The sequence below is a fragment of the Pseudomonas sp. LAIL14HWK12:I7 genome (assembly GCF_000483465.1).
Taxonomy (GTDB): domain Bacteria; phylum Pseudomonadota; class Gammaproteobacteria; order Pseudomonadales; family Pseudomonadaceae; genus Aquipseudomonas; species Aquipseudomonas kermanshahensis.
On the sequence record NZ_AXYZ01000001.1, the window covers coordinates 180918 to 194781 of the forward strand.

15 protein-coding genes are annotated in these 13864 nt (G+C 61.3%); 7 read left to right on the forward strand and 8 right to left on the reverse strand.

What is annotated here, in order from left to right; genetic code table 11:
- Positions 1–9 precede the first annotated feature (9 nt).
- Both D886_RS0100875 and zwf read right to left on the reverse strand, forming a co-directional pair.
- The gene (locus D886_RS0100875; RefSeq protein ID WP_027592100.1) at positions 10–327 is read right to left on the reverse strand and encodes a hypothetical protein; all 318 of its coding nucleotides are present in this window, start codon (positions 325–327) and stop codon (positions 10–12) included.
- Between the two features lie 85 nt (positions 328–412).
- Complete coding sequence (gene zwf, locus D886_RS0100880) at positions 413–1855, reverse strand: glucose-6-phosphate dehydrogenase (protein WP_027592101.1); 1443 nt, start codon at positions 1853–1855, stop codon at positions 413–415.
- Positions 1856–1958: 103 nt separating this feature from the next.
- Between zwf and hexR the strand changes: the two genes are divergently transcribed.
- Positions 1959–2825, forward strand: a complete 867-nt coding sequence (gene hexR / locus D886_RS0100885) for a transcriptional regulator HexR (protein ID WP_027592102.1) — start codon at positions 1959–1961, stop codon at positions 2823–2825.
- Positions 2826–3068: 243 nt separating this feature from the next.
- Positions 3069–3287 carry a PA3496 family putative envelope integrity protein gene (locus tag D886_RS28510; protein WP_081717438.1) on the forward strand — a complete coding sequence of 73 codons (219 nt, stop codon included), beginning with the start codon at positions 3069–3071 and terminating at the stop codon, positions 3285–3287.
- Here the strand turns inward: D886_RS28510 and D886_RS0100890 are convergent.
- Positions 3229–4191 carry a LysR family transcriptional regulator gene (locus tag D886_RS0100890; RefSeq protein WP_027592103.1) on the reverse strand — a complete coding sequence of 321 codons (963 nt, stop codon included), beginning with the start codon at positions 4189–4191 and terminating at the stop codon, positions 3229–3231. The genes D886_RS28510 and D886_RS0100890 overlap by 59 nt on opposite strands.
- 189 nt (positions 4192–4380) lie before the next feature.
- Between D886_RS0100890 and D886_RS0100895 the strand changes: the two genes are divergently transcribed.
- From D886_RS0100895 to D886_RS0100910, 4 genes are all read left to right on the forward strand, one after another.
- Complete coding sequence (locus D886_RS0100895; protein ID WP_027592104.1) at positions 4381–5796, forward strand: acetyl-CoA carboxylase biotin carboxylase subunit; 1416 nt, start codon at positions 4381–4383, stop codon at positions 5794–5796.
- An 11-nt stretch (positions 5797–5807) separates the two neighbouring features.
- Complete coding sequence (oadA, locus tag D886_RS0100900; RefSeq protein ID WP_027592105.1) at positions 5808–7616, forward strand: sodium-extruding oxaloacetate decarboxylase subunit alpha; 1809 nt, start codon at positions 5808–5810, stop codon at positions 7614–7616.
- A gap of 180 nt (positions 7617–7796) precedes the next feature.
- Positions 7797–9122 carry a type II toxin-antitoxin system HipA family toxin gene (locus D886_RS0100905; RefSeq protein WP_027592106.1) on the forward strand — a complete coding sequence of 442 codons (1326 nt, stop codon included), beginning with the start codon at positions 7797–7799 and terminating at the stop codon, positions 9120–9122.
- On the forward strand, positions 9119–9397 hold the full coding sequence (locus tag D886_RS0100910) for a helix-turn-helix transcriptional regulator (protein WP_027592107.1): 279 nt from the start codon (positions 9119–9121) through the stop codon (positions 9395–9397). The genes D886_RS0100905 and D886_RS0100910 overlap by 4 nt, the downstream gene beginning before the upstream one ends.
- Before the next feature lie 9 nt (positions 9398–9406).
- On the opposite strand, the gene D886_RS0100915 is transcribed toward D886_RS0100910, so the two are convergent.
- Complete coding sequence (locus D886_RS0100915) at positions 9407–10228, reverse strand: amino acid ABC transporter permease (protein ID WP_027592108.1); 822 nt, start codon at positions 10226–10228, stop codon at positions 9407–9409.
- Positions 10225–11046: an ABC transporter substrate-binding protein gene (locus tag D886_RS0100920; RefSeq protein WP_027592109.1), complete on the reverse strand. Its 822-nt coding sequence runs from the start codon at positions 11044–11046 to the stop codon at positions 10225–10227. Before D886_RS0100920 ends, D886_RS0100915 begins: the two co-directional genes overlap by 4 nt.
- 105 nt (positions 11047–11151) lie before the next feature.
- On the opposite strand from D886_RS0100920, the gene D886_RS0100925 reads away from it, so the two are divergent.
- Entirely contained in the window at positions 11152–12051 is a 900-nt protein-coding gene (locus D886_RS0100925) for a homocysteine S-methyltransferase family protein (protein WP_033693890.1), read from the forward strand.
- Here D886_RS0100925 and D886_RS0100930 read toward each other — a convergent pair whose 3' ends face one another.
- The 3 genes from D886_RS0100930 to D886_RS0100940 are packed head-to-tail and all read right to left on the reverse strand — an operon-like array spanning position 12052 to position 13818.
- Complete coding sequence (locus tag D886_RS0100930) at positions 12052–12723, reverse strand: GNAT family N-acetyltransferase (protein WP_027592111.1); 672 nt, start codon at positions 12721–12723, stop codon at positions 12052–12054.
- Between the two features lie 7 nt (positions 12724–12730).
- Positions 12731–13177: a GNAT family N-acetyltransferase gene (locus D886_RS0100935; RefSeq protein WP_027592112.1), complete on the reverse strand. Its 447-nt coding sequence runs from the start codon at positions 13175–13177 to the stop codon at positions 12731–12733.
- 11 nt (positions 13178–13188) lie between these two features.
- On the reverse strand, positions 13189–13818 hold the full coding sequence (locus tag D886_RS0100940) for an FMN-binding negative transcriptional regulator (RefSeq protein WP_027592113.1): 630 nt from the start codon (positions 13816–13818) through the stop codon (positions 13189–13191).
- Between the last annotated feature and the right edge of the window lie 46 nt (positions 13819–13864).

Sequence of the window (13864 nt, forward strand, 5' to 3'; positions counted from 1 at the left end):
GCCGGGTGCTCAGTAGGTCACCATGATCTCGCTGATGCTGGTGATCAGGGCGCCATCGTGAAAGATGTCTACCTTGGGGATGTTGCTGTGGTCGCCTGGCATGTTGAAGCTCACCGGCTTTTGCGTGACCACCTGTGGATAAATGCCTTGGTCGGTTTCGAGCGTCAATTCAAGTGCCAGCGCGAAGGACTTGTCTTGTATCTTGCGCAGGCTCAGGGTCGGGTGGATACCGGGGTGGCCAACCATGACGCTGCCGGATACGCGAAATGCGGTAGCGCCAGGCATGTTGTCCATTTGGGCAACCCAGCCTTTGGTGTCGAGGGTCATGTTTCTGTTCTCCGAAGTTGCGCGACGAAGTGCCGCGTGAGCACAGGGTGATGCACCCACGAACATCATCGCAGCCAGAAACAGTTCAGCTGTGCCAATGCCTGCCCTGGTGCGCCAGCAGGCTGTTGGCCTGCTCAGGCCCGTTACTGCCAGCCGCGTAGGGGCGTGGAGCCTGGAAGTGCTCCTCCCAGCCCTTGATGATCGGGTCGATCCAGGCCCAGGCCGCTTCGACCTCATCGCGGCGCATGAACAGCGTCGAATCACCCTCCAAAATGTCCAGCAACAGCCGTTCATAGGCGTCCCAGCGGCGCGTCTGGCCAAATACCTGAGCCAGGTTCAGGTCCAGGTCGACCGGCTCCAGGCGCATGCCCTTGCCAGGGCTCTTGGTCATCATGCGCAAGCTGATACGTTCTTCAGGCTGCAGCTGGATCAGCAACTGGTTGACCTGGCCGCCGTTGAACAGCTCGTGGGGCACTGGCTTGAACTGGATGACGATCTGCGACGAGCGCCGCGCCATGCGTTTGCCGGTGCGCAGGTAAAAGGGCACGCCGGCCCAGCGCCAGTTGTCGATGTGGGCCTGCACGGCAACGAAGGTCTCGGTGTCGCTGTCGTTGTCCACGTCTTTTTCGAAGTAGTACGCCGGCACTTCCTGCCCGCCGATGCGCCCGGCGCCATACTGGCCGCGTACGGTGGTGTCCTGTACGTCCTGGCCGGTGATCGGCTTCAGGGCACGTAGAATCTTCACTTTCTCGTCCCGCACCGCCTCGGCCTCGAACTGCGCCGGCGGCTCCATGGCCACCAGGCACAGCAACTGCAGCAGGTGGTTCTGCAGCATGTCGCGGGTCGCGCCAGCGCGGTCGTAGTAGCCGCCGCGGTTCTCTACACCCAGGGTTTCGCAGACGCTGATCTGCACATGGTCCACCTGGCTGTTGCGCCAGACCGGCTCCAGCAGGGCGTTGGCGAAACGCAGGGCCATCAGGTTCTGCACGGTCTCCTTGCCCAGGTAGTGGTCGATGCGGAACACCTGGGCTTCCTCGAACACCGCGCCAATCGCTTCATTGATGGCCGTGGCGGACGCGTGTGAATGACCGATCGGTTTTTCCAGCACGATACGGGCCTCGGGGTCGGCCAGGCCGGCGATGCGCAGGTGGTTGGCGATGGGCACGAACAGGTTGGGGGCGGTGGCCAGGTAGAAGATCCGCGTCAGCCCGCCGGGTTCGCCGAGGTAGCGTGCCAGGCGGCCGAAGTCGGCGCTTTGCGCAGCGTCCATGGCGAAGTAGTCGAGCCGGGCGGAGAACCGCTGCCAGACCTCTTCGTCGAAGTCATTACGGGCAATCTGCGCCCGGCAGTGGCGCTCGGCGAGCTTCAAGTAGTCGTTACGTGGCAGGTTGCGCCGCGCCAGGGCGATGATCCGCACGGCGTTGTTCAGGCGAGCCTCGCGAAACAGGTGATAGAGCGCTGGAAGCAGTTTGTGCAGGGCCAGATCGCCGGTGCCACCGAAGACCAGAATGTCGCAAGGAATAGTCAAACCACCACTCTCCACGTTCGTTTAACTGGGCGGGTTGGCGCCCATGTAGTATAACTACAAGAAAGCTACATCCCGGCCAGCCGATCATAACCGAGTCCAGCCCGTGAATCTGTTGCAACATATCGCCCAATCGCGCCACCTGCTGCGCAAATCGGAACTGAAAGTGGCCGACCACGTGCTGCTAGACCCGGCTGCCGTCATGCACAGCTCGATGGCCGACTTGGCGCACAACGTGGGTATCAGTGAACCGACCATCGTGCGTTTCTGCCGGGCGATTGGCTGTTCAGGTTTCCAGGACCTCAAGTTGAAGCTGGCGCAGAGCCTGGCCGCCGGGGCCAGTTTTGGCCAGTTCGCGATCCATGAAGATGATTCGGTCGCCGATTACAGCCTGAAGATCTTCGACACTACCTTGCACACGCTGATGGAAGTGCGCGAGCACCTCGACCCGCAGGCGCTGCAGCAGGCCGTGAGCGCGATGGCGCAGGCGCAGCGTGTGGAGTTCTACGGTTTTGGCGCGTCCGGCGCGGTGGCTGCCGATGCCCAGCACAAATTCTTCCGCCTGCTGCTCAGTGCCGCCGCCTATTCCGACCCGCACATGCAGGCCATGTCGGCGGTCACCTTGAAGCCAGGCGATGTAGCGGTGTGCATTTCCCAGTCGGGCCGTTCCAAAGACCTGCTGATCACCGCCAACCTGGTGCGTGAAAGTGGCGCCAACCTGATCACCCTGTGCCCGAGCGCAACCCCGTTGGCGGAGCTTTCCACCGTCAACTTGGCGATCGACGTGCATGAAGACACCGAGATCTACACCCCGCTGACCTCCCGCATTGCGCACCTGGTGGTGATCGATGTGCTGGCCATGGGCGTTGCCATGGCGCGTGGGCCGAGCCTGGTCAACCATCTCAAGAGCGTGAAGCGCAGTTTGCGCAGCCTGCGGTTGTCGCCCAAGTCGATCAAGGCTACCGACGACTGACCCTCGCGATCATCTGCACGGCCCTTTGTAGCAGCAGCCTTGCGCTGCGAAGAGGCCGGTGAAAACGCCATGAATCTTCGCTGCTATCACTGGCCTCTTCGCAGCACAAGGCTGCTCCTACAGCGGGCGCAAGGCCCGGCGATGAAGCCAGCGAAAATTCATGGTTTTGTAACCTCCCCACCGCAAAACCGTAAACCGCCAGCGCCAGTCTGAAACTCCCGCATCCTAACTGGGAGACAGGCAATGGCTCGTGACTTCGACGGTACGTACCAACCCAACGCCAAGGCTCGCAAGCAGCAGGAAAAGGATCAGCGCCGCATGGAGTATCGCCGCGCGATCGAAAGCTACTGCGACCAGCGTCAATTGCTTCGTGACTTGGCCGACTACCCTGAGCTACAAGCACTTACGGTGTGGCAGGCGTCGGCAGCGACTTCCCCGAAAAACGCTCCACAATTGCGCTGATAAGCACGCGTTCGCTGCGGATGAACGCTAAAAATGCCAGGGCCACCGGTGACTGCCGCTTGGCCTTGGCCTGTACCACGCACCAGCTTCGGTACAGCGGCAGTTCCTCCACCGGTAATTCTTTCAGCACCCCCGTTGCCAGCTCCATGTTCAACGCATGGCGGGTCAGCAGGGCGATGCCCAAGCCTGCGATCACACACTCGCGCTGGGCATCGGCCGAGGCCACTTCGAGGGTCTGGGTGAAGTGCACACGCTTGTCCTTGAAGTACTCCTCGCACGCCTTGCGGGTGCCCGAGCCTTGTTCGCGGACCAGCAGGGTATGAGGCTCAAGGTCTTGCAGGCGCAGGTGCTCGAGCTTGCACAGCGGATGGTCCGGCGGGGCCACGGCGACGATCGGGTTGTTCAGGAACGGCAGGAATTCCAGGCCCATGTCCTGCGGCACCATGGACATGATGATCAGGTCGTCACGGTTGTCCGAAAGGCGCCGGATCGCCTGGGCGCGGTTGACCACCGTGAGCGTCAGGTTGACCTCCGGGTGTCGTTGCTTGAAGGCGGCGAACAGGTGTGGCACGAAGTACTTGGCACTGGACTCGATCGCCAGCTTCAGCTGCCCTTGCAGTGAGCCCTGCATGTCCGACAGTTGCATGTCGAGGCTCTCTAGCCGGCCGAAGATGTCGCGGCTGGCGCGCTGCAGCGCTTCGGCCGCTTCGGTCAGGTAGAGCTTCTTGCCGACGTACTCGAACAGCGGCTGGCCGATCAGTTCTTCAAGCTGGCGGATCTGTAGACTAACGGCGGGTTGCGTGAGCGCCATCTCCTCGGCCGCGCGGCTGTACGAGCGCAAATCGCACACTTCGTTGAAGATCTGTAACTGACGTAAAGTCATACGCATCAAGGACTTACGCATTTTTATCCAGGCTCCGGCAAAACCTTGTTACGGCACTATAAGCTTTTGCTAATACTGCCCCTAACAAATATTGATTTTTGTTTATCGACCTACAGCGCTAGGGTAAATGTGCGACTGGCCAGCAACGTCTGGTCACGCGCCGACCGGTAGAACCGGCTCGACTGTTCCTACGGCTTTGGGAAGACTCCAGTGATAAAAAAAATCCTGATCGCCAACCGAGGTGAAATCGCAGTTCGGATCGTGCGTGCCTGCGCCGAGATGGGCATTCGCTCGGTAGCGATCTATTCCGACGCCGACCGTCATGCGCTGCATGTGAAGCGCGCTGACGAGGCCCACAGCATCGGTGCCGAGCCGCTGGCCGGGTACCTGAACCCGCGCAAGCTGGTGAACCTCGCTGTCGAAACCGGTTGTGATGCCCTGCACCCGGGTTACGGTTTCCTGTCGGAAAACGCTGAACTGGCAGAGATCTGCGCCGAGCGCGGGATCAAGTTCATCGGCCCGGCTGCCGAAGTCATTCGCCGCATGGGCGACAAGACCGAAGCGCGCCGCACCATGATCAAGGCCGGCGTCCCGGTCACACCGGGCACCGAAGGTAACGTTGCCGATATCCATGAAGCCCTGAGCGAAGGTGACCGCATCGGTTACCCGGTGATGCTCAAGGCCACCTCCGGCGGTGGCGGCCGCGGTATTCGCCGTTGCAACAGCCGTGAAGAGCTGGAGCAGAACTTCCCGCGGGTGATTTCCGAGGCTACCAAGGCCTTCGGTTCGGCGGAAGTGTTCCTGGAAAAGTGCATCGTCAACCCCAAGCACATCGAGGCGCAGATTCTCGGTGACAGCTTCGGCAACGTGGTGCACCTGTTCGAGCGTGACTGCTCGATCCAGCGCCGCAACCAGAAGCTCATCGAGATCGCCCCAAGCCCACAGCTCACCCCCGAGCAGCGCGCCTACATCGGCGACCTGGCGGTGCGTGCAGCCAAGGCTGTGAATTACGAAAACGCCGGTACCGTGGAGTTCTTGCTCGCCGATGGCGAGGTGTACTTCATGGAAATGAACACCCGGGTGCAGGTGGAGCACACCATCACCGAGGAAATCACCGGCATCGACATCGTGCGTGAGCAGATCCGCATCGCGTCGGGCCTGCCGCTGTCGGTCAAGCAGGAAGACATCCAGCACCGCGGCTACGCGCTGCAGTTCCGGATCAACGCCGAAGACCCGAAAAACAACTTCCTGCCCAGCTTTGGCAAGATCACCCGTTACTACGCACCCGGCGGCCCAGGCGTGCGCACCGACACGGCCATCTACACCGGCTACACCATTCCGCCGTTCTACGACTCCATGTGCCTGAAACTGGTGGTCTGGGCATTGACCTGGGAAGAAGCCATGGACCGCGGCCTGCGGGCCCTGGACGACATGCGCGTGCAAGGGGTGAAGACCACTGCAGCGTATTACCAGGAAATCCTGCGCAACCCGGAATTCCGTAGCGGCCAGTTCAACACCAGCTTCGTCGAAAGCCACCCTGAACTGACCAACTACTCGATCAAGCGCAAACCCGAAGAGCTGGCCCTGGCCATCGCCGCCGCCATCGCCGCCCACGCAGGCCTGTGAGGAACCTAATAATGTCCAAGAAAATCCACGTAACCGACACGATCCTGCGCGACGCCCACCAGTCCCTACTGGCCACCCGCATGCGTACCGAAGACATGCTGCCGATCTGCGAAAAGCTCGACAAAGTCGGCTACTGGTCGCTGGAAGTCTGGGGCGGTGCCACCTTCGACGCCTGTGTGCGCTTCCTCAAGGAAGACCCGTGGGAGCGCCTGCGCAAGCTGCGCGCCGCGCTGCCCAATACCCGCCTGCAAATGCTGCTGCGCGGCCAGAACCTGCTGGGCTACCGCCACTACAGCGATGACGTGGTTAAAGCCTTTGTCGCCAAGGCCGCCGTCAACGGCATCGATGTGTTCCGCATCTTCGACGCCATGAACGATGTGCGTAACCTGCGCGTGGCCATCGAAGCGGTAAAGGCCGCCGGCAAGCACGCCCAGGGCACCATCGCCTACACCACCAGCCCGGTGCACACCATCGAAGCCTTCGTGAACCAGGCCAAGCAGATGGAAGCCATGGGTTGCGACTCGGTGGCGATCAAGGACATGGCCGGCCTGCTGACCCCGTTTGCCACGGGCGAGCTGGTCAAGGCACTGAAGGCCGAGCAGTCGCTGCCGGTGTTCATCCACTCCCACGACACCGCTGGCCTGGCTGCCATGTGCCAGCTCAAGGCTGTGGAAAACGGTGCCGACCACATCGACACCGCAATCTCCAGCTTCGCCTGGGGCACCAGCCACCCGGGTACCGAGTCGATGGTCGCGGCGCTCAAGGGCAGCGAGTTCGACACCGGCCTGGACCTGGAGCTGCTGCAGGAAATCGGCCTGTACTTCTACGCCGTGCGCAAGAAGTACCACCAGTTCGAAAGCGAGTTCACTGCGGTGGACACCCGCGTGCAGGTCAACCAGGTGCCGGGCGGCATGATTTCCAACCTGGCCAACCAGCTCAAGGAGCAGGGCGCCCTCAACCGCATGAACGAAGTGCTGGCGGAGATCCCGCGGGTGCGTGAAGACCTCGGCTTCCCTCCGCTGGTGACCCCGACTTCGCAAATCGTCGGTACCCAGGCGTTCTTCAACGTGCTGGCCGGCGAGCGCTACAAAACCATCACCAACGAGGTGAAGCTGTACCTGCAAGGCGGTTACGGCAAGGCCCCGGGCGTGGTCAACGAGCAACTGCGCCGCCAGGCCATTGGCAGCGAAGAAGTGATCGACGTGCGCCCGGCCGACCTGCTCAAGCCAGAAATGACCAAGCTGCGTAACGACATCGGCGCCCTGGCGCGTTGCGAAGAAGACGTGCTGACCTTCGCCATGTTCCCGGACATCGGCCGCAAGTTCCTCGAAGAGCGTGAAGCCGGCACCCTGACCCCCGAAGCCCTGTTGCCGATCCCGGAAGCCGGCGCCATTGCCGCACCTGGCGGCGAAGGCGTGCCGACCGAGTTCGTCATCGACGTGCACGGCGAAACCTACCGTGTGGACATCACCGGTGTGGGCGTCAAGGCAGAGGGCAAGCGCCACTTCTACCTGTCGATCGACGGCATGCCGGAAGAAGTGGTGTTCGAGCCGCTCAACGAGTTCGTCGGCGGCGGCGGCAGCAAGCGTAAGCAGGCCACCGACCCTGGCCATGTCAGCACCACCATGCCTGGCAACATCGTCGATGTACTGGTCAAGGAAGGCGACATGGTCAAGGCCGGCCAAGCCGTGCTGATCACCGAAGCCATGAAGATGGAGACCGAAGTGCAGGCAGCGATCGCCGGCAAAGTCGTGGCCATCCACGTGGCCAAGGGCGACCGCGTCACCCCGGGCGAGATCCTGATCGAGATCGAAGGTTGATAAAAACCTTCAGCTAAAAACGGTTTACCTCTGGGGAGCGGATGCTCCCCTTTTTTATGCATTAAATTGCATATTTTTAGCGATGCATGGCGAAGATATGCAATTTAATGCATATCTGGTGGGTTTATGGCCGTCAAATATGCACTATAATGCAGGTGTTGCTGCCTGTGGGCCTTGGTCATGTACTCGATAACGCTACAAATCTACGCTGATTGCGCTTGGCAAGATGCGATGACGCTCTCTTTCGCTCAGCCGGAACAGGGCTTCGTCGGCCCTTGCTCAATTGCCTATGAATCGTCCTACATCAGGGCCAACCTTGATGCTTACCAGAGCCAGTTCGCGAAAGCGGTAAGTGCTCGCTTGCCTGTGGATTTCGATAGTTTTTCGCTCTCCGAAGCCCCTGCATTCATCCATGACATCGCGCCTTCGGGTGCTGCGAAGCGATTTCTGCTGGCGCATATGGGGCGAGAGAAACCGGAGGGCCTGAGTGACGACATGTTCCTGCTGGCCAGAAGCACACCAGCTCCAATAGGTAACCTGCGGGTCAAGGAGTCGATGACGCACCTCGACACGCGTGAGCCGATGGGGTTCAGCAGGCAGGATGTAGTCAGTCGTGACCAGCAATTTCTCGAGTACGCGTATGAGCAGGGTGCTGCAATAGGCGGAGCGACCGGCGCGGGGGGAGAGGCGCCCAAACTGTTGATGACAGAAGGCCAAGACGGTCTGCTGTACCCAGATGCTGCCCTTGCGGATGCACAGGCCAGACGACATTGGTTCATCAAATTCGCTCGCAACCAAGCCCTTAAAAATGATCAGGAAATACTCAGGGCCGAGTACCTGTATTACCGGGCATTGCACACGCTGGGTATCGAGACGGTGGCCACCGATGAAATGGCCTTGGAAGAGGGTGAGAAACCCAGTCTCTGGATGCGCAGGTTCGACCGCAAAGTGGCTGAACATGGCGTAGAGCGACTTGCCGTGGAGTCTATCTATTCGTTGGCCGGCATCACCCTGCCCGGTAGCCGGCTGGACCACCGGGACGTGCTGATGGGGTTGGTACGGCTCTGGAAAGAGGCCGGTCAAGAGCAACAGGTAAATGACCTGATTGCCGAGTACCTGCGCCGAGACCTGATCAACAAGATACTGGGCAACTCGGACAATCATGGGCGCAACATGGCCGTCATTCGCGATGATGACAGGTTGCGGTTGGCGCCGATCTACGATTTGGCGCCCATGGTGTTGGATGCCGAAGGTGTCACCCGCACGACCAAATGGTCATCCGATATTGAGCGTGCTGGAGAGGTCGACTGGCGCAGGGCGTGTGAGAGCCTGTCGCCATTGATCAGTCCTGAGCAGGCGTTCGAGCAATTGCGTCAGGATGCGGCTCTGCTGTTGGCACTTCCGGATCTGCTCCGCGACTCTGGCTTGCCGGAGGTGGTGATGAATCATCCTGCTGTCGCGCTAAGACAACTCGAGCAGCGTTTTAGAGGGTGGGGCCTGCTATGACACTGACACCCGAGCAACGGGCCAAAGTCATTGATGATGTTCAGCAATGGATCGCCGACGGTACGTGGGACATGGGTACGGCAGTACGTCATTTGCGCGTGACGGTGGCAGGGCTTCAACAGTCCCAGTTTGCTCGCATGTGCAAGGTATCGTTGCGCACCCTTATCCAGATCGAGGGGGGCGAGGGCAACCCTACTCTCAAATCAATGAATGCCGTACTTCGCCCGTTTGGTCTTCAGGTAGGCGTGGTCAGACGCCAGCGTCAGGTCATCTGACGCCGGCGTTCAGTGCTGATAGCCCTTGCCAAAATGCCGCTCCAGCTTGGCCTGCACCAGTTCCAGCAAAATCGACAGCACCCAGTAGATCACCGCTGCGGTCGTCAGCATCTCCAGGTAGCGGTAGCTGGAACGGCCATAGGACTGGGCCAGGAACATCACTTCCCACACGCCCATCACCGAAATCAGCGACGAGTCCTTGAGCATCGAAATGAACTGGTTGGCGCTTGGCGGGATGATGGTGCGCATGGCCTGGGGCAGGGTGACGTGCCAGAAGATCTGCGCAGGGCCGAGGCCTAGCGCCATCGCCGCCTGGCGTTGCCCGGGGGCCACGCCAAGAATGCCGGCTCGGAAGATTTCGCTGAGGTAGGCGCCATAGTTCAGCGACAGGGCGATGATGCCGGCACTGATGGCCCCAGGCACCACACCGAGCTGCGGCAAGCCGAGGTAGATCAGCAGGATCTGGATCAGCAGCGGTGTGCCACGGAAGAACGACGTGTAGAAGCTGGCGATGCCCAGCAGCACTGCGCTGCTCGACAGGCGTGCCAGCGCTGCAGCGAAGCCCAGTGCCACGGAAACGACGATGGAGCACACGCACAGGAACAGGGTCAGCGCCGCGCCCTGCAAGAAGCCGTTCGGCCCCAGCTTGAACCCCGCCAGATACGGGAACTTCTCGACAATGATCGAAAACTTGAGGTCAAAGCTCAGGAAAAACGCGGCAAACAGCACAAACAGCCCAACCCAGGTCAGGTATAGGCGTGTGCGGAATCCGAACAGTCCAGCGCCCGAGGCTTTGGCAGTCGGGCGAGGGGCAGGTTGATGAGCACTCATTTACTGATATCGGCGCCGATCCATTTCTGGGACAGCTTGGCCAAAGTACCGTCGGCCTTGAGCTCGGCGAAAACTTGGCGCAGCTTGGCATCCCACTCCGGGTCGCCTTTTTCGATGGCCACCGAGTTGGGTTCTTCATAAAGCGGCGCGCCGGCCAGTTTGAAGCGTTTGTCCTGGTCGAGGCGGGGCTGGGCGGTGACCAGGTTGGTCAGGATCGCGTCCAGGCGCACGCCGGCACCCAGGCCCAGGTCCTGGAAGGCGACGTTGTCGGTGTCGTAGGGGGCGATTTGCACCATTTCGAAGGGGTAATCGATTTTTTTGTCTTCGTTGCCTTCGATGACCAGGTTCTTGTTCAGGTAGCTCTCGTAGCTGGATGCGCTGGTCAAGCCGACCTTGCGGCCATCCAGGTCCTTGGCCGAATGAATGCGATCGTCCTTGGCGTTGACCACGATCACGGCGGGCGAGGCGTAGTACTCGACCGGGAAATCAAACACCTCGGCGCGCGCCTTGCTTGGCGTCATGGAGCAGATGCAAAGGTCGTAGCGGCCACTCCAGCGGCCCGCGGCAATCACATCCCAGGACGGCGTTTCCAGGCGCAGCTTGACGCCCAGTTTTTCGGCCACGGCCTTGGCCACATCCACGTCAAAACCATCGAGCTGGTTCTGCGCGTTCAGGAACGAGAACGGCGGATAGCTTTCCATCAGCACGTTGACCATTTCCTTGCGCGATTCCACTCGGTCCAACGTGGCGCCTGCGAAGGCTTGAGTGGTGGCACACAGGGCGATGAGGCCGGTGCCGAGCAAGGTAAGCAAGCGCATGGAAGTACCTGAAAAAGTTGTTGGACAATCGGTGCTGGGTATTTAATAGTTATAACAAGTTACACACTAATGAATTTTATTCATAAACATATAAGTGATAGTCATATGGGCGAACGATCGCTGGTAATTCTGGATGGCGGTATGGGGCGAGAGCTGCAGCGTCGTGGTGCGCCGTTTCGGCAGCCCGAGTGGTCAGCGCTGGCCTTGAGCGAAGCACCTGAGGCGGTGCTGGCGGTGCATACGGCGTATATCGAGGCCGGGGCTCAGGTCATCACCAGCAACAGCTATGCAGTAGTGCCCTTCCATATTGGTGAAGAGCGGTTCGCCCAGGAAGGGCGCACCTTGGCTGCAACGGCGGGGCAATTGGCCCGTGCGGCAGCCGATGCGGCTGCCGCGCCGGTACGCGTGGCCGGTTCGCTGCCGCCGTTGTTCGGCTCTTATCGCCCGGACCTGTATCAGCCCGAGCGCGTCGCCGAAGTGCTGACCCCCCTGCTGGCAGGCCTGTCCCCCTACGTGGACCTGTGGCTGGCAGAAACCCAGAGCTCGATCGAAGAAGTTCGGGCCATCGGCGCGCAACTGCCCCAGGACGGCAGGCCGTTCTGGGTATCGTTCACGCTGCAGGACGAAGGTGACATCGACGTGCCGCGGCTGCGTTCCGGACAAACGGTCGCCGACGCGGCCGAAGCGATTGCCGGGCTGGGTGTCAGTACGCTGTTGTTCAACTGCAGCCAGCCTGAGGTGATTGGCGCGGCGCTGGATGTAGCGCGCGAGACGTTCGAGCGCCTGGGCGTGGACATCGCCATCGGCGCCTACGCCAATGCCTTCCCGCCACAGCCCAAAGACGCCACCGCCAACGATGGCCTCGATGAGCTGCGTGAAGACCTTGACCCACCGGGCTACCTGAGCTGGGCCAGCAACTGGCGGCAACGCGGCGCGAGCCTGCTCGGCGGTTGCTGTGGGATTGGCCCGGAGCACATTTCGGCGCTCAAGGCCAACCTGGCCTGATCACCCGTTGCGGCAGGCTTCCAGCGTCCTGGCTTGCCCCTCAGGGCGCTGGTTGTCGGCACTCAACCAGCGCTCGAACCCTGCCGCTACCTGTGGCCATTCATCATCGGTAATCGAGTACCACGCGGTGTCGCGGTTGTGGTCCTTGACCACTAGGTGCTTGCGGAAAACCCCTTCGTAGACAAAGCCAAACCGTTCTGCCGCGCGCTTGGAGCGGACATTGGCGTTGTTGCACTTCCACTCGAGCCTGCGGTTGCCCAGCTCGAACGCCCGCTTGCCCAGCAGGTACACCGCTTCGGTGCCCTTGGGCGTGCGCTGCATGGCGGCGCCGAAGGCGATGTGGCCGATCTCGATGCGGCCATGGTCGGGCACGATCGACATCAGGCTGAGAATGCCCTGGGCCTGGCCGGTGGGGCGGTCGATGACGGTAAAGAACAACGGGTCTGGGCTGGCGGCATGGCCTTGCAGCCAGCGGTCGAAGGCGCCGCGTTCCGGGAATGGCCCATAAGGCAGGTAATCCCACAGAACCGGGTCTGCATCCGGGCCTTGCAGTACGTCCCAGAGGTCGTCGCCGTGGTGCGCCGGGTCGAGTTTTTCCAGGCGGATGAAGCGGCCCTCGATGGGCGCTGCCGTGGGCGCGGTGGCGGGTTTCCAGTTCAGTGCGTCAGTCATGTCGTGCCTACAGCCCTTTGCGGAATTGAATGAAGCCCGGCCGCTCGGCGACCTGTTGGTACAGGCTGATGGCGGTGGCGTTGGTCTCGTGGGTCAGCCAGTGCACCTTAGCGCAGTTGGCAGCTTTGGCAGTGGCGTAGACATGCTCGATCAGTTGGCGGCCGATGCCCAGGCCACGCTGCGTGTTAACCACATAAAGGTCCTGCAGGTAGCACGAATTTTCGATGCTCCAGTTGGAACGATGATAGATCCAGTTGACCATTCCTACGGCTTTGCCATCGACCCAGGCCAGGGCCGAATGGGTCGGCTCGTTGGGGTCGAGCAGGCGCTGCCAGGTGTTGGCGCTGACCGCTTCGGCCAACTCGGTTTCGTAGAAGCGTAAGTAGGCCTGCCACAGGGCAAGCCAGGCTGCATGGTCGTTGGCGCTGACGGGGCGCAGAGTGACGCTGGGCATGGGCTTTTCCTTCAGAGTTGGCGCATGTGCGCCGCCAGTTGGTTGTCAGGGTAGTCGGCACTGCCGCTCAGGCCTTCACGCACGCCTGCGATGTCCTCGGCCGAACGGTTTTGGCTGAGCTTGCGGGCGCCTTGCAGGCGGGCGATCGGCAGGCGTATGCCGACAATGGCGCGCAGCATGCCGTCGATGTAGTCGCTGGGGGCGTCGGAGACCTTCCAGGGTTCACTGCGGCCCTGCTCGTGACGGTCGGTCAGGCGGCTGACGATCTGCAGCAGGGGCGCGGCTTCGTGGATCACTTCAACAGGGCCGTAGGCGTGCACCGCCAAGTAGTTCCAGGTCGGTACCACCTTGGGGTTCTCGGCCTTGCTGGGGTAGTAGCTGGGGCTGACATAAGCGTCAGCGCCGGGGAACACCAGCAGCGCTTCAGTGCCTTGCTCCAGGTCTTTCCACTGAGCATTGGCCCGCGCCAAGTGCGCGTAGACCGTGCCGAACTCACCTTGCTCGGGGTCGATCAACACCGGCAGGTGGGTGGCCAGCAGCCCGTGTTCGCCGTGGCTGATAAGCACGGCAAGGCGAGTATCGGCCATGTGCTGGTGCAGGCGATCGAGGTCGTGTTCCTGGTGGGGCTTGCTGTTGTACATGGTGGGTTCCTTGTCGAATGGCCCCATCCTAGGCAGGCTATTGGTT

What these genes read in the sequence shown, in the direction of transcription:
- D886_RS0100875 (WP_027592100.1), bottom strand. Translation starts at nt 327, where the DNA reads ATGACCCTCGACACCAAAGGCTGGGTTGCCCAAATGGACAACATGCCT.
- D886_RS28510 (WP_081717438.1), top strand. Translation starts at nt 3,069, where the DNA reads ATGGCTCGTGACTTCGACGGTACGTACCAACCCAACGCCAAGGCTCGC.
- D886_RS0100890 (WP_027592103.1), bottom strand. Translation starts at nt 4,191, where the DNA reads ATGCGTAAGTCCTTGATGCGTATGACTTTACGTCAGTTACAGATCTTC.
- oadA (WP_027592105.1), top strand. Translation starts at nt 5,808, where the DNA reads ATGTCCAAGAAAATCCACGTAACCGACACGATCCTGCGCGACGCCCAC.
- D886_RS0100905 (WP_027592106.1), top strand. Translation starts at nt 7,797, where the DNA reads ATGTACTCGATAACGCTACAAATCTACGCTGATTGCGCTTGGCAAGAT.
- D886_RS0100910 (WP_027592107.1), top strand. Translation starts at nt 9,119, where the DNA reads ATGACACTGACACCCGAGCAACGGGCCAAAGTCATTGATGATGTTCAG.
- D886_RS0100915 (WP_027592108.1), bottom strand. Translation starts at nt 10,228, where the DNA reads ATGAGTGCTCATCAACCTGCCCCTCGCCCGACTGCCAAAGCCTCGGGC.
- D886_RS0100920 (WP_027592109.1), bottom strand. Translation starts at nt 11,046, where the DNA reads ATGCGCTTGCTTACCTTGCTCGGCACCGGCCTCATCGCCCTGTGTGCC.
- D886_RS0100925 (WP_033693890.1), top strand. Translation starts at nt 11,152, where the DNA reads ATGGGCGAACGATCGCTGGTAATTCTGGATGGCGGTATGGGGCGAGAG.
- D886_RS0100930 (WP_027592111.1), bottom strand. Translation starts at nt 12,723, where the DNA reads ATGACTGACGCACTGAACTGGAAACCCGCCACCGCGCCCACGGCAGCG.
- D886_RS0100935 (WP_027592112.1), bottom strand. Translation starts at nt 13,177, where the DNA reads ATGCCCAGCGTCACTCTGCGCCCCGTCAGCGCCAACGACCATGCAGCC.
- D886_RS0100940 (WP_027592113.1), bottom strand. Translation starts at nt 13,818, where the DNA reads ATGTACAACAGCAAGCCCCACCAGGAACACGACCTCGATCGCCTGCAC.